The organism is Paenibacillus sp. LRG-1 (assembly GCF_057220305.1).
The window spans coordinates 4,235,385-4,250,381 of the sequence record NZ_CM170126.1 but is presented as its reverse complement, the minus strand read 5'-3'; the positions used below and the strand labels follow the sequence as shown (position 1 = coordinate 4,250,381).

Annotated in this window: 12 protein-coding genes; 9 read left to right on the top strand and 3 right to left on the bottom strand. The window is 43.2% G+C overall.

The window, feature by feature from the left end:
* Window positions 1-187: 187 nt before the first annotated feature.
* The 8 genes from ACUUJN_RS18730 (at window position 188) to ACUUJN_RS18695 (ending at window position 9,424) form a co-directional block, all read left to right on the top strand.
* On the top strand, window positions 188-2,929 hold the full coding sequence (locus tag ACUUJN_RS18730) for a family 78 glycoside hydrolase catalytic domain (protein WP_418026489.1): 2,742 nt from the start codon (window positions 188-190) through the stop codon (window positions 2,927-2,929).
* 34 nt (window positions 2,930-2,963) lie between these two features.
* Complete coding sequence (locus ACUUJN_RS18725; protein ID WP_023989672.1) at window positions 2,964-4,160, top strand: MFS transporter; 1,197 nt, start codon at window positions 2,964-2,966, stop codon at window positions 4,158-4,160.
* 84 nt (window positions 4,161-4,244) lie between these two features.
* Window positions 4,245-5,243, top strand: coding sequence for an AraC family transcriptional regulator (locus ACUUJN_RS18720; RefSeq protein WP_034095071.1), 999 nt, complete (start codon window positions 4,245-4,247; stop codon window positions 5,241-5,243).
* Between the two features lie 94 nt (window positions 5,244-5,337).
* Window positions 5,338-6,345 (top strand): phosphotransferase enzyme family protein, encoded by a 1,008-nt coding sequence (locus ACUUJN_RS18715; RefSeq protein ID WP_053325868.1) that lies wholly within the window; start codon window positions 5,338-5,340, stop codon window positions 6,343-6,345.
* A gap of 84 nt (window positions 6,346-6,429) precedes the next feature.
* On the top strand, window positions 6,430-7,581 hold the full coding sequence (locus ACUUJN_RS18710; RefSeq protein WP_053325867.1) for an immunity 26/phosphotriesterase HocA family protein: 1,152 nt from the start codon (window positions 6,430-6,432) through the stop codon (window positions 7,579-7,581).
* Window positions 7,582-7,616: 35 nt separating this feature from the next.
* A complete protein-coding gene (locus ACUUJN_RS18705) occupies window positions 7,617-8,135 on the top strand; it encodes a hypothetical protein (RefSeq protein ID WP_068942182.1) in 519 nt (172 codons plus the stop codon).
* Between the two features lie 36 nt (window positions 8,136-8,171).
* Window positions 8,172-8,831: a DUF2625 domain-containing protein gene (locus tag ACUUJN_RS18700; protein WP_484668806.1), complete on the top strand. Its 660-nt coding sequence runs from the start codon at window positions 8,172-8,174 to the stop codon at window positions 8,829-8,831.
* 56 nt (window positions 8,832-8,887) lie between these two features.
* Window positions 8,888-9,424, top strand: coding sequence for an SMI1/KNR4 family protein (locus tag ACUUJN_RS18695; RefSeq protein ID WP_023989666.1), 537 nt, complete (start codon window positions 8,888-8,890; stop codon window positions 9,422-9,424).
* A gap of 87 nt (window positions 9,425-9,511) precedes the next feature.
* Here ACUUJN_RS18695 and ACUUJN_RS18690 read toward each other — a convergent pair whose 3' ends face one another.
* Both ACUUJN_RS18690 and ACUUJN_RS18685 read right to left on the bottom strand, forming a co-directional pair.
* Window positions 9,512-11,389: a helix-turn-helix domain-containing protein gene (locus tag ACUUJN_RS18690; RefSeq protein ID WP_484668805.1), complete on the bottom strand. Its 1,878-nt coding sequence runs from the start codon at window positions 11,387-11,389 to the stop codon at window positions 9,512-9,514.
* A gap of 238 nt (window positions 11,390-11,627) precedes the next feature.
* Window positions 11,628-12,212, bottom strand: a complete 585-nt coding sequence (locus tag ACUUJN_RS18685; RefSeq protein WP_484668804.1) for an RBBP9/YdeN family alpha/beta hydrolase — start codon at window positions 12,210-12,212, stop codon at window positions 11,628-11,630.
* Window positions 12,213-12,566: 354 nt separating this feature from the next.
* Here ACUUJN_RS18685 and ACUUJN_RS18680 point away from each other — a divergent pair, with 354 nt between their 5' ends.
* Window positions 12,567-14,312, top strand: coding sequence for a methyl-accepting chemotaxis protein (locus ACUUJN_RS18680; RefSeq protein ID WP_484668803.1), 1,746 nt, complete (start codon window positions 12,567-12,569; stop codon window positions 14,310-14,312).
* A gap of 112 nt (window positions 14,313-14,424) precedes the next feature.
* Here the strand turns inward: ACUUJN_RS18680 and ACUUJN_RS18675 are convergent, their stop codons facing one another.
* Window positions 14,425-14,994, bottom strand: coding sequence for a DUF1697 domain-containing protein (locus ACUUJN_RS18675; protein ID WP_484668802.1), 570 nt, complete (start codon window positions 14,992-14,994; stop codon window positions 14,425-14,427).
* Between the last annotated feature and the right edge of the window lie 3 nt (window positions 14,995-14,997).

Below are 14,997 nucleotides of genomic sequence, written 5' to 3'. Positions count from 1 at the left end.
TGTAGCTGCTCTGCAAACGCACATATTTTTCTAATAAATCCATTTTAAGATTCAATATAAGGGGTGGAATTTCAACACCTGTAAATCAAGCATATAACATGCAGGGATACAACATTGCGCACAATCAATGGAAGCGTTTTAATTTGAATATAGAAATACAAAAGAAGACCTCAGGGAGGACATAAGAATGCTAAAAGTGAAAGCGCTTAGATGCGAGCATTTAAATAATCCGATTGGATTGGGTTGTCTAAAACCGCGGTTAAGTTGGCAGATCGAATCTGAAAAAATGTATGTTTCTCAAAAACGTTTCCAATTGCAAGTATCCGTTCATCCCACTTTTGAACCGCTGATTTGGAATCATTTTACCTATTCGGATCAATCCATTTTGTTTCCCTATGAAGGCCCCCCGCTGGAATCAGGACAAAGATATTATTATCGAGTAAAAGTATGGGCTCAGGGAGCAGGTGACACAGAACCGGAAGAATCGGAATGGAGTGAGTCCGGCTTTTGGGAGATGGGGCTGCTCCATGAGCAGGACTGGAAAGCACAATGGATCACAGTGAAGGAGCGGAGCATCCATGAACAGTTTCAGACAAGAGCTCCTTTTGCCGCTTCCAAATATTTTTCGGTTGAGGGAAAAGTGAAAAAAGCAGTCATTTATGCTACAAGTCTTGGGCTGTATGAACTGGAGTTCAATGGACAAAGGGTGGGCGATGCCTACTTTACCCCGGGATGGACGGATTATAACGATCGTGTCCAGGTGCAAGCATATGACGTGACTTCTACCATTCGAGAACAACATAATCGAATCACAGCCACGGTGGGAGAAGGCTGGTACAGCGGTTATTTGGGCTGGCAAAAGCGCAAGGACACCTACGGGAACACGAATGCATTGTTATTTCAAATGAAGATTAGTTATGAAGATGGCCGTTCTGAAGTCATTTGCTCTGATTCTTCCTGGGAGGAAACAAGCTGTGCCATTTTAATGTCGGATATTTATAACGGCGAAATCTATGATGCCCGACTTGAGCAGCAGGTAGCCGAACATAGCTCCTTAACCGAACGGAAAATGATGCAGGTCGTCTCGTTCCCGTTAAGTCATCTGATTGCTCAGGAGAACGAACCTGTCCGTGTGATGAACCGATTGAAGCCTGTTGAACTCATTCGAACTCCTAAAGGTGAGCTGGTGCTTAACTTGGGTCAAAATATGGTAGGTTGGCTGGAATTTAAAGTGGAAGCCCCCGAAGGTACGGTTCTGAATCTGGTTCATGGTGAAGTGCTGGATCAGCAAGGGAACTTTTACAGAGATAATATTCGGGATGCAGCGCAGCAGATTACGTACATTTGTAGCGGGAAGGGGACGGAGATATTTAGGCCGCATTTCACTTTTCAAGGCTTTCAATATGTGAAGCTTGAGGGCTTTCCTGATGGCGTTACGATTGAAGATTTTACGGGTGTTGTTCTGCATTCGGACATGGAGACGATCGGGGTGTTTGAGACATCTGATCCAAAGCTGAATCAACTTCAACACAATATTGTGTGGGGGCAAAAGGGGAACTTCCTGGATGTGCCAACCGATTGTCCGCAGCGTGATGAGCGATTAGGCTGGACCGGCGATGCACAGATTTTTGCTAGAACTGCCAGCTTCAATATGAATGCGGCTTCCTTCTTCCGAAAGTGGCTTAGGGATTTGGCTTACAACCAGCTGGAAAATGGGGCAGTGCCTTTTGTAGTGCCGGATGTCCTCAAAGGAACCTTTGCCGATAATATGGACAAAACGACGGCAGCATGGGGAGACGCGGCGGTTATATGTCCGTGGACCCTATATCAATGCTATGGGGATAAGCAAATCTTAGTGCAGCAGTATGACAGTATGAAAGCATGGGTGGATTATATTCGCGCCCAAGGGGACGAAGAATGTCTTTGGGATACCGGTTTGCAGCTGGGAGACTGGCTTGCGCTGGATAGCGAGGAAGGAAGCTATTTTGGGGCGACGGACGGAACGCTAGTGGCCACTGCTTATTTTGCGTATTCGACTCATATTTTGGCACAGACGGCCAAACTGCTGAATCGTTATACCGATTACAACACATATAAAAACTTACATGAGGGGATTAAAATGGCTTTTGCGAACCGCTACTTCGATGACGCGGGCAAATTGACCTCCAATACCCAGACTGCACAGGTTGTGGCTTTGCACTTCGGATTGGTGCCAGAAAAGTATAAAACGCAAGTGATCCAGGAGCTCGTACGGCTCATCGAAAAAAATGATATGCATCTGGATACCGGCTTTGTGGGCACCCCCTATCTATGTCTGGTTTTATCCGACCATGGCTATACGGATGTCGCTTATAACATTTTATTTCAAAATGATTATCCTTCATGGCTCTATCAGGTTGAACGGGGAGCAACGACCATGTGGGAGCATTGGGACAGCATCAAAGTGGATGGCTCGTTCTGGAGCACCGATATGAACTCGTTCAATCACTATTCGTACGGTTCAGTAGGAGACTTTATGTACCAAAATATTGCCGGAATCGATGTGCTTGAAGCGGGCTATAAAAAATCACGTTTAGCTCCTAAACCGCCTGCCAATCTTACTTCGGCCCATGGCAAGCTGGAGACGCCATATGGCACGCTTGAAGTCCAATGGGAAATCGTGAATAAAGAAATGAAGATGACGGTTCACGTACCACATAATACGACGGCTGAGATTACACTTCCGGGCGTTATGGAGCCGGATGCACTACAGCAAATCATTGTTATGCAATATCCGTCGATTCAGTATCCGCCTGGTGATGTTCCACAGGAGCTGGCTGGGAAATTAGGTTCTACAGGGAAACAGGCGATTTTCCAAAGGAGCGGAGATCATGAAATGACGTTTACGGTCGGTTCTGGACAGTATACGTTCCAGTACAGATGCAACTAGAGGCTAAATAACATAGACTAGAGGTGAGAGCTTAATGAATATAAAGAACAAAGTTTTGTTTAAAACGGCGTTGCTATCCATTTCCTTAGTCCTGACGTCAGCGAGTGCCATTTCGGCTGTCATACCAATGATGCTGAACCAATTATCAGGCGTCTCCAGTTCGCTGATTGAAAGCGTAGTCACGATTCCATCCTTCTCGATGATGCTGTTTGTGCTATTGAGTGGCCCGATTTCTTCTCGATTGGGTAAAAAAAATACAGTCCTGCTAGGGCTTTTGCTCGTAGTCATCGGCGGAATACTTCCCATGTTCACGACGAATATTACATGGATTCTTGCGCTGCGTTTGGTACTAGGTGCAGGTCTCGGGATGTTCAATTCACTGGCCGTCAGTTTAATTAGTGATTTTTTTGAAGGGGATGAACGTGCTCAATTAGTAGGCTTTCAAAGCGCCGTTCAAGGACTCGGAAGCAGTTTGGCTACCTTTGTGGCAGGGCAGCTCGCCCTAATTGACTGGCAGTTCGCTTTTTTATGCTATGGAATCACCATTCCTATTGCGCTATTATTCTTTCTGATCATTCCCGAACCAGAGCGCGGGGAGCCTACAGTAGAGAACTCGACAGAAAAGGGTCACAAGAGCGGGGGAATATCCATACCTGTACTTGGATTAGGGGCTGCACTTTTTCTGTTTATGACTTTTATCATGATTGTATATACCAAAACAGGCATTATGATTGCTGAAAAGAGCATGCCCAATGCTGGTTTTTTAGGAACTGCGTTAACGCTGTTTTCCTTGTCCACCATGATTGCGGGCTTCCTGTTTGGTAGAATCTATAAATGGTTTAGAAATTACGCTCCCTTTATCTCCAGTCTATTAACAGCAACTGGTTTTGTACTACTATGGTTTGCTCAGAATGTTACCATGGTTACCGTTGCCATGCTGATCATTGGCTTTAGTTTTGCGCTGTTTATTCCTTATATTTTTACCATACTAACTAAAATCGTACCTAAAGGCAGTGAGACTTTATCCATTTCCATTGCGATGGTAGGGTCCAATTTGGGAGCGTTTGCTTCGCCTTATGTGATCAAGTTAGTTGGCGTGTTGTCTGGAAATGAAACGGCTTCATTTTCCTTCCTTGTTTCTGCGATTGTATTTACGATTGCGGCACTCCTTTGTCTGGGAATCGCTATTAGAGGAAAGGGAAGCAAAACTCAAGCGGCAGTCCACAGTTAATGGGATGTATCCGATATAGTAATTTTTTCAACGGGCGGAGAACCGCCCGTTTTCCATCATATAGTGAAGGAGGAGTCAGTGTTTATGAACCTTCATGAGTTGGATCAGTTGCTGAGAAACAAAACGGAAATTGAACTTTTACAACAGCAAAACAATCAGGTGATTAATGATCTCTCCAAAGAATCGGAGAATGAGCGTTTTTTTGATATAAATCAGAATATATACCGTATGCCCGCTTTATTTTTCTTTGGAGAACATGATATTTATATTAGCAAGCACAATAGATTTGCTCCGATGCTGGAGCACATGCATGAATTTATCGAATTAAACTATGTTTACTCAGGTAAGTGCAATCAAATCATAGCAGGCAAAGAAATTCAGCTTTGTGAAGGCCAAGTATGTGTCCTGGATAAGGATGTGCCTCACAGCATCGCTCCTTTGGGAGAAGACGATATACTGATTAATATCTTGCTGCAAAGAGAAACGATTTCATCCCTATTTCTGCAGCGGCTATCTAAGAAAAAAAGCCTGATTGGCGAATTTCTAGCCAACTCTGTCCTCCAGCATCAGCACCATAATCACTTTATTATTTTTGAGTCGCAGCATAATGAGAACCTTCAATATATATTGCGTAGAATCTTAATCGAATATTATTCCAGGCAAGAGGATTCGATGGAATTGGTGAAGGCTTATTTGCAAATTGTATTTGGAGAATTGGTCCGTGTATTGGAAAGCGAGCATAATATTCACTTAAACCAGCAGGAAAATAATATTACCTCTATTCTGAATTACATGGAAGAGCACTATCAGCATTTAAGCCTACAGCAATTATCTAACCATTTTAATTACAATAGCACGTATTTAAGTAATAAGTTAAAAAAAGTAACCGGTCTTACTTACACTCAGCTTATTGCCAACATTAAACTCAATGCAGCCTATTCTTTGGTAGTGAATACCAATCTGCCGTTCGAAATGATATTTAAACAGGTGGGATATAACAGCATGAGTTTTTTCTATAAAAAGTTTAAAACAGCATATGGTGCCACCCCGCAAAATATCCGAAACAAACAGTTGAGGAAATGAAGGATATACAAGGACGTCCAATTCTAATGGGCGTCTATATTTGTTATAATATCTGCAAATTCATAAGCTGGTGTTTATAAGGGAGGGTACATCCTTGGAGGCAATACTAAGACGTCACTGGCCAGAGTGGAACGGAACGCTGCAGAAACAAACCGGGGGTTGGAATAATACGACGTATTTTGTTAAGAGTGGTGGGCGAAACGGAGTGCTGCGCGTCTACGATACACACAAGGATCGGGACAAAATTGAATTTGAGCATGCAGTTTTGCAGGAGCTGAGTAAGCATTCACTATCGTTCAGGACACCCACGCCTATTCCGACGGTCACGGGAGAGACGCTTGCTCAACTGGAGACGGAAAGCGGTAAATATGTGTGTCTGTTCGAATACATAGAAGGCATATCACCCCTGGAGCAGGATTCAAGCTTTGCCTATACTTTGGGCGAGACTACGGGGGAATTATCGGCTGTGCTTGCGACAGTTAATCTTGATATGACTCCAGTCTATCGACCGTATTATGCTTTGCAGCAATCCTATCCGTTGTGTAACCGGGAAACGGTTCAGGGCTTTTGTTTACATCCGCCTGAGCCTCTAAAGGATTTGCATGAAGAACTGCGATTAATAGGGGAAGCTTATGAAGAGATTACAGATTCGCTTCATGCATTGGAAGAGTTGCCGCATCAGCTTGTACATGGAGACTTGAACGCTTCCAATTTGTTAGTAAAGGATTCTGATCATAGTCTAGTAACCGCACTGCTTGATTTCGAATTTTGTACGCTAGACGTTCGGGTCATGGAGCCGGCGGTCATCTTATCAGGATTTTTGGGACAACCAGAGGAGACGACAGCAGTTCGGGATTTTTGCCGGGGCTTCAGCCGCCAGGTTCATTTAAGCCACACCGAGATTGATGCTGTGCCTATATTGATGCTGCTTAGGAAGGTAGACGTATTTCTTCATTTTTTGAGTCGCTTTCTGGAAGGAACGGATCAGTCACACGTATTGCAAGAGCAGGTCAAACAGATCTCTGCCGACTTGCGCCAGCTTTCCACCAGCAGTAGCTGGATTCAGGAAGAGTTGGTCCAAGCTGGAACAGTGTATGAATAAACGAGCTAAATGCCGCGTTATGTTATAATCTTTGGGAAAATTGAGCCTGGGTGCATTGAAATGTACTCGAAACTGGAGGAACAGATGAATAGTTGGCTAACGAACGCATTACGGCCGTACTTCGGGCTGGAGGCGCTGGAAGAGCATTGGGATGTGGTAGAAATTAAAGAAGGATACTTTATTTGTGTGGATGGAGACGTTATTCGCAAGCGAATTTCTTCCACTGAGGATACTTATGGAGAAACCGATGTAGAGATTTTTACGCGTGACCGGGCATTTGTTTTGCCTAAAACGGCTCGTGGCAAAGAGAAAAAGCTGAATTACACAAGTGTTTCGAGCATCAAGGCAGAAGGCGTGACCTTTTCAGCAGGCATTCGAAGGGATCGTCCTCTTAGTTATGTTACTGCTGTGAATAGCAAAACGGGTGTGAAACTCCCTATTACGGGATGTGAGCATTTACATAGTAAAGAAGAGATCATCGATTGGCTTCAGCAATATCCGTCACTTGTGCCCAAGGATTACGATCGCAGGTTGCACCGGTTGAAGCATATGAAAAACCAGCGTTATAAAACGGTCCCAGGAGACATCTTCCGCGTGGAAATAGACCTTTTCACAGATGGATATGTGCTGGTCGTTGGAGATTTGCGCCAAATGCAAAAGGATCAGTTGTTTGCAGAGGAGAGCATTTGGAACAGTGTCATGACCATGCCTTTATTCGTACGTCCATATTTGTTTACGAGTCGTGACCGTTCAACAGCTTTGGAATCTATCACATCCGCCCCATTATCCGAAACGACCTGGATTGTTATGGATGATTCCTTTATGCGGGGTGCCTATGAGCGAGTAGGGCATAAGCTGTTAGTGGAAGAGGATATTGTGTTCCCCATCGGCTATGGCTGTAGTACGGATAGTAGAAAAGAAAAAACATATAGTCTGTCCTGGGGAACGGGCACGGTTTCCAAACCGGAAGGGGAGACCGTGTTCAAGTCCTCGCGAAAATTTTCAAATAACGGTGCTTATTCAGGTATCGTTGCCGACTGTTTTGGCTCCTGGGAAGAGCGGGAGTGGCACAAAACGCTGGATAATCCGTTACATCAGGATGAACGTCGAAAAGCACTGGCCGAATTCGGATTCCCGGAAGACATTTCGTATGATGAGTTCAACCGTCAAACGGGAGGACTGACGCGTTCGGAATATCTCGCATATTTGGCAAGAACCTATGGCGGGAAAAAGTGATACAAACGAATTGAATTTTTTAATAGGAGGGGCCCATGAAATATCTTAAGGATTGCCCGGAACCAGGCATGGGAACCTGGTATTTTGAAATAGATTCGGATGGAATAGCTTATCGACAAATTGTTATCCAGGATGACGGCACGTATATCGCCTCTAATCGCAAGCACGAGCAGTATCATTTCTTATTAGCTGAGAAAGCGATTGATGACACGGAGCCCTATTATACGAAAATTACAAAAAAAGAGTTTGAAGAAGTATGGTCCAATTATCTTCACACCTTGAACCAGGAATGGCATCAAATCAAAAATGCACTGCCCGTTGGAACTAAGGTAAAGGGTTATATTGAAGTGTTTTTTCCACAAGGTACGCTTATTCATATTTTCCAGCATCATGCGGTCGGATTGTCAGACACTCGTACATATGAGGAAAAGACACCATCCGAGTGGATGTATCCGAAGCATGAGGTCACGGCCATTGTAAAAGGATACGACGAAGTGAATCAGTGGGTGATTTTAGATCAAACGCAGGTTTTAAAAAATCAGTTCGCAGGTTGAAAGTGAATTTTGGGATATGCGGGAAGGGGAATGAACATGCATACTTTAACGGTTGATGAACTGGTAGATAAGGATAACCATGCATGGGAAGAGGTCAGAAATATTCTGAAAGAAGGCCGGAATTCACATCAAATTGTATCGGCCGAATCGGAATCCGCTCCAGGGGACACGCTGTACCGTTTGCAGGTGAGTACGAAATCGTATTTGGGAACAGTTGCCTATGAGACAGGAGGAATCGTGTTTGATTACGGTTGGATCACCTTGCTGGGTGCGGGTGGCTCTGGAATTTTCGGTAGCTTGACCTCATGGAACGGGCTTCAAGAACCGGAAAGTGTTCCTGCGCTTGAGGGGATGCTAATGGTGGCCTATGATGCAGCAGGTGGATTTTTTGGATTGGATATAGGGAAATTCGGACGTAGCGGTCACATCTACTATTTTGCACCAGATGCATTGGAATGGGAATCCACTGAGCTGGCCTATTCCGGTTTCTTGAGCTGGTTGGCTGAGGGAGATTTGGGCTTGTTCTACCAGACATTCCGCTGGAACGGTTGGCAGAAGGATATGGAGCAACTTCAGCCGGGAGAGGTATTTGCATATTATCCGCCGCTATGGACCCAAGAAGGTGGAGGGGAGACCAGCAGCAAGTCGCCTATAGACATTACAAATGCATGGCAGGTGGCATTGGATAAGGAATAGCTTTTGTGGTAGAAACAACAACTCTTAGAGGCATCAAGGCATGGAGGTTGGCACATATGTGGAGTATTCAATTTGAACAACCGTTTGTAATAAGTCAGGAAGCAACTGATGAACAAATCGCGAATTTTTTGAAAACATGGAACATAAAGCTATCCGAGCAAGAGATTCACGAAATCAAGCAAAGACAAGTGAACCCTTTTCCAAAGTCGTCTCCTTTCTATGATCAATATAAACCTTTAGATCCTGTGGGCTGGCATCTGCCCCAAGGACAATTTCCTGACAGCTATATGGAGTTTTTGAAATATTCTAATGGTGGGGAGTTTCAAAATGGAGAACGTTATTTTCAGTTTTTCAATACCGAAGATTTGAGAGAAATGAACCTCGCCTACGAGTTGCCGGAATATATGCCGGGTGCTGTGTCGTTTGCGATGGATGGGTGCGGAAACCACTATATGTTTGATATGAGAGAGGAAAAAAGAAACAATGAGTATCCCGTTCTTTTTGCTCATTCTGGTAGTCTGGGATATGACGAATGTGAACAGGTTGCCCATTCATTTATAGAGCTGTGTACGGAAAAATGGGCATTGTATTGATACCTGCATGATTCTGCCCAATATATAGCCAATAGTGAGAAGTCTATAGAATTGGACTTCTCGCTATTGTGCCGTATGCGTATATCCCTATGACTGAATTTGAGCTATTTGTTCGATCAACGAATCGACGGCCTCATCCACCAGATAGGGACCATAGTTCCATTTATCACGAGACACATTAATAATATGATTACGTTTGACAGCAGGAATTGTCTGATATACAGGTTCGCTGAACAGCTCTTTCATTTGTGCCAACTCTTGATCTGTCATTTGAGTAATGAAATAATCAGCTGGACGATGAACTAGAGCCTCCATGGAAAGAGCCGTACCACCATCGGCATAGGGTTTGAATTGCTCAGGCATCTGGAACCCAAAATCTTGATAAATCAATTTTCCAAGTGTACCGCCCTCACCTCCAAGCAGTACCTCTCCTTTGTGAATAATGAAAGATATCGCGGTAGTATCTGCTTTAATAGGGATGTGAGTTTGCTCCCGAATATCCTGCAATTTATTCTCGAACTTAGCAATCCAGGATTCTGCTTCTTTTTTCCGATTCATAATATCACCAAAGGTCCGCAATGTATCGATCACGTCTGGATCACCACCCCATGCTACTGAAATAGTTGGGGCAACTTTTTGATATTGCTCAAAGGTTGCTTTGTCGTGAAAGTCTGGCAGTATAATCAAATCCGGGCCTAAAGCGGAGATGGCTTCGACATTTCCTGTTCCTTTCCCTATACTGTGGACATCAGCCATCTTATCAGGATAAAGATCGAGTATTTCTTGATTAGCACCTATCGGTTTTAAGCCTAATGGAAGCAAATAACCGCCGTATGTAATAACAACAGCCTTTTTGGGTTGAACAGGAATTTCTATCTGCCGACCAAGTGCATCCGTATACAGTCTTGTTTCAATTGATTTCGCAACATCACTCGTGCCGCCGCAAGCTGCCAGTAGCAGGGTTAGGCTAAACAAAAGGGTAACGGCAAAAGCAGGCTTAAAGCTAACATTCATATCATCCACTCTCCAAGCATCATGTTGATAATGATTATCATTGTTATCAATATAACGTTGTCCTGATCGGGGAGCAATGAATGATTTGAGTGTAAAATTTGTATTCGTTGAACCTTTTAGAACAAAGCTGTGCATTTTAAATTGTGTTGGTGTTTCGCCAGTTTGTTTTTTGAAGAGTCGACTAAAATAATAAAAATTGTTATATCCAACGTGTTCGGCAACATCACGAATAGAAGCATCTGTTTCAGCCAATAAGGATTTGGCCCTGTTGATGCGGGTTTGAACGACATATTCGATGGGGCTGCATCCATATTTCCGCTTAAACACCTTTACGAGGTAGTGGGTACTGTAATGAAAATGTTTAGCCATTGCCTCCATAGCTATTGGTTTTTGGAAATGCTCTTGAATATATTGGGCTATTTGTGTAGCTAAATCCGGCTCGGATATTTTGACCTCTTTCATCTGTAATTGACGAAACTGTTCATGTACGAACTGATAGAACAATCCATTCACTTGTAGCTTATCCAACTCATTTCTCTTTGCCCACTGATTATTCATCTGCTCCACAAGCGATATCAGGGGGAGCGGATAGAGGGCCTGAAACGCATATTGTTGTCTAAATAGAGCCATAGGATCTTCTAGTTTATGTGAAGGTTGATCCGCTTGCTTTTGAACGGGTTTGTATAAAATGAGGTAATATTCAAACGGGTGGTTTAAGCACCAGATGTTAAGATTGGCTCCTTTTCCGCCGTGAAGAACCTGAAACTTGGCTGATGAGGTTTCGACTTCATCCAGTATTAATCTGGCTTCTCCTTGATTGGCAAATAGAAATCCGTTTGAAGGCAGGGAATAGGCACTCAGTTTTTCTCCAGGCTTCATCTTAAAATGACGAATGTCCAGCACTTTAACCGGTATTTGGTTCCATAATTTGATCGTTTCCAGCCACTCCATAAAACACCTCGAAATAATATAAGTTAAAACTGCTGTTGCAGTGTGGAAGAGGAGCTGTAAATTCGGTTGTTATTAGATAATCATAAGCTTTATTCCCCATGATTCATCCAGCTGTGTTTTATAACCCGCAAGTTGGACACTTTTCTCGCCTTATCCATCTTGCGGGTGGCATGGAATGTTAACAAGAGTCGTCACACATCACATGCTCCACACAGAACTTGAGCTAGAGCTTGTAACACTACTCATTTGCATTCATCATTTCAATTAACACTTGATATAACATCGGTAAGGTGGTAAAACCGTCACTTCTTAAAAAGTGTCCTCCATGGTCTACTTCATGGAAATCGGCTTGGATGTCTTCAGCTAGTTTCTTACTGAGTGCAAAGGGCACAATTGTGTCATCCTTTGAAGCGATAACTGAACGCGCTTTTAGCGAATCCATGATTTGCTGATAATCCAAATGGCCATTTGTAAATTCATCTAATGACGGTAGACTCGGCACTGGATCAGTAAAACCGGAAACGAAAACGAGACCACCAAGTGGTTCTGGGATACTTACTTGCTGTAGGTATCTTAATATGGATACACATCCCAAGCTATGACCAATAAAATAGGTGTCTTTATGTAGAACTTTAATATTTTGTAATAGATGCTCGATCCACTCATTAAGTTTGGGGGATTGCGAGTTGGGCATCTCCAGTATATCTACCGATACCCCATCTTCCTGTAATTTGTCTTGTAACCAAGGGAACCAATGATCGGCTGGCGAAGCTGTGTATCCGTGGATTATATATACTTGTTTTTTATTTTGTATGTTTGTCACAATACTTTCTCTCCCATTATTTAGCGTTCGTTGTTTATATGTGCCCCACTTCGTGTAAGGACTCCTCTTCTAGTTTAGCAAATTCTTTAAGCCCATGAGTATCTAAAATTTTGAGTTACATAGCAAGTCTGCAAATGAATTTGGCTATCAGAATATTCTTTATTTTTGCATCACTGTTATCTTACTTATAAATTTAAGCGCTTTCTACCGATATATATAAATATAGATATCATCACGTTCTGTGATCTGCTTCATTGTGTTGTTTGGAGGGCAATGTCAAGGAGACCGAGCGGAAACTCGTGAAAGTTGAGAGCAGCGTGAACTATTGTCCATAGACGATCTGGAGGGGTTTGGATGAGTAACAAGCTATCAGACAGGACTAAAAAAGGGAAGGGTTTTAGAGATTTAAAGGTTACGACAACGATGATCTCCATGATTGTAATCAGCTTAGTGGGTTTACTCATTGTATCGTTGGTAGGGGTTATTGGTATGTATCAAGCTAAAGAGGGTCAAGGTATTTTGTATGTGAATCGCTTTCAACACCAAACGAATATTCTTGAAGTCAAAAGTGATTTCTATAATATGCGGGCTAATTATACAAAAATACTCGACAATAAGGAGTACACAGATAAACAGTATAAGCAGGTGCAGAAAGGAAAAGATAGCGTTACAACCGGACTAAATGAATTCTCACAAAGGAATTTGGATGCTAAGGAACAGAAAATGTACGAGGAACTACGGGGGAGTATAGACACATATTATCAGGATATTGAGCAAATCATGGCAGTCAAAAAAAATAGTGGAACGTATGACACGGAAGAAAGAGGCCGAATTAATAAATCCAGTACGGCAATTGTTACGATGCTGACTACGATTTCAGATTATAACAATGAGCAATCCGCCAACTTATATCAAAATACGCAAAATGAGATTAAAATGCGTACAATTGTTTTGATCACAGTTCTGGCCCTCGTGCTGGCTATTCTTATCACCATCTCCTTTGCGGCCATTCGAAATATCCGTTTTCGGATGAGTACTATTACGAAATACTGTGAGGAGATTACCCAAGGAAATTTAACGGCAGCACTTGATCCTGCCTTGCTTAAAGGAAATAATGAGATCGCTGTGATTGCGCGTGCCATTCAACAAATGACAGATTCAACCTCAATGGTCATTACGGGGGTTATCAAAGAGTCACGCCAAATTAACCAACTGAGTGATCAGACGAATCATAATATGACAGATCTCAATGAGCGGATTAGAGATGTATCTGCCACGGTCGAACAGCTGTCAGCAGCTATGGAAGAGACTTCGGCATACACCGAAAATATGAACCATTCGGCGGAAGAAATGCAGCAGGCAGCAGAGTACATTTCGGTCAAAACTCAAGAAAGAGCTCAGTCTGCCCATGATACAAGTGTAAAAGCCGAAACATTGAAGCATGCGGCAAGTGAATCCAATAAAGCGGCCAAGGAAATTTACCGGAAGGCCAATGAAAAGATGAAGGAAGCGCTAGAACGAGCCAAGGCCGTAGACCAAATTCGTTTACTTTCTCAGTCCATCTTAGAAATTACGGCACAAACCAATTTGCTGGCTCTAAATGCATCCATTGAAGCGGCTCGTGCGGGTGAGTCAGGTCGAGGGTTTGCGGTTGTGGCTAACGAGATTCGCAAGTTGGCAGACGGCTCCAAACACGCGGTAGACCAAATTCAGAGTGTTACTCAAGAAGTTGTGCAATCGGTAGAGAATTTAACTACTAATGCCGAAGAATTACTGCACTTCCTGCAAGCCCAGGTAGGCAAGGATTATCAGCTGCTTGAGGATACAGCAGGACAATATTACAATGATGCCGTGGAGCATACGAACACGGTCAATGATTTGAACGCCACCTCTAAGCAGGTGAATGCAACCATCCAAACGATGGTGAGAGCGATTCATGAGATTGCAACAGCCAGCGAACAGTCCGCTATATCCACTCAGCACATTGCAGAGAATATGGTTTCATCGACGGAGAAATCTCTTGAAGTGGCACACCAGTCTGATCAGGTGAAGGGAAGCGCTGCCCGACTGAATGAACTGGTCGAAGGCTTTAAAATTTAACGAGACAATATATAAAGACTAGGGAAAACTTTACATCGAAGAAAAACAGTTGGGGAGCCCTAAAAAGGCTCCTTTTTAAGTTTACCCTTCCAACGTTGCTTTTGGATTACAGTCAAGAACTCGTATCCTGCAACTCTTCCTGTTCAGCCATTTGCATCAGCTTATAAATCTGACGAGTTGTGTTCACATTCCGCACCGTCATTTGCTGATACAGCTTGGTTCCGACTAATTTCGTTAACCCGCTTTTTGTGACTTGTTCTTTGCTGACAGAGTACAGAACGGCCCCGGTCGTATATATTACATGGCCTATTCCCGGTTTCAAAGGAAGCTTGTCCAGAACGGAAATATCGTTAATTTCATCCCACAGAAACATTACATCACTTTTCATCTGTGTATCATTAGACCATTCATTCGGCAGTGCCTCCATAATGCTCTGAATCTCTTTCATATTACGGACGATGACACGGATGGGTAAGCTAAAATCCTCCAGAATCGCCTGTTCCAGTTTGAGCGATAGTTCCTCGTTGGAATCACCTTGACTGGAAAAAATAATGTTTCCAGAATTAATGTAAGTCGTCACATGCCCCATACCTGCATTTTCAAACGTTTGCTTGAGCTTCTTCATCTCGATCTTGTTGTTGCCGCCAACATTGATGCCCCGCAGTAATGCGATATAGATCATATA

What these genes read in the sequence shown, in the direction of transcription:
- ACUUJN_RS18700 (WP_484668806.1), top strand. Translation starts at nt 8,172, where the DNA reads ATGCATACTTTAACGGTTGATGAACTGGTAGATAAGGATAACCATGCA.
- ACUUJN_RS18690 (WP_484668805.1), bottom strand. Translation starts at nt 11,389, where the DNA reads ATGGAGTGGCTGGAAACGATCAAATTATGGAACCAAATACCGGTTAAA.
- ACUUJN_RS18695 (WP_023989666.1), top strand. Translation starts at nt 8,888, where the DNA reads ATGTGGAGTATTCAATTTGAACAACCGTTTGTAATAAGTCAGGAAGCA.
- ACUUJN_RS18720 (WP_034095071.1), top strand. Translation starts at nt 4,245, where the DNA reads ATGAACCTTCATGAGTTGGATCAGTTGCTGAGAAACAAAACGGAAATT.
- ACUUJN_RS18680 (WP_484668803.1), top strand. Translation starts at nt 12,567, where the DNA reads ATGAGTAACAAGCTATCAGACAGGACTAAAAAAGGGAAGGGTTTTAGA.
- ACUUJN_RS18675 (WP_484668802.1), bottom strand. Translation starts at nt 14,994, where the DNA reads ATGATCTATATCGCATTACTGCGGGGCATCAATGTTGGCGGCAACAAC.
- ACUUJN_RS18730 (WP_418026489.1), top strand. Translation starts at nt 188, where the DNA reads ATGCTAAAAGTGAAAGCGCTTAGATGCGAGCATTTAAATAATCCGATT.
- ACUUJN_RS18725 (WP_023989672.1), top strand. Translation starts at nt 2,964, where the DNA reads ATGAATATAAAGAACAAAGTTTTGTTTAAAACGGCGTTGCTATCCATT.
- ACUUJN_RS18710 (WP_053325867.1), top strand. Translation starts at nt 6,430, where the DNA reads ATGAATAGTTGGCTAACGAACGCATTACGGCCGTACTTCGGGCTGGAG.
- ACUUJN_RS18705 (WP_068942182.1), top strand. Translation starts at nt 7,617, where the DNA reads ATGAAATATCTTAAGGATTGCCCGGAACCAGGCATGGGAACCTGGTAT.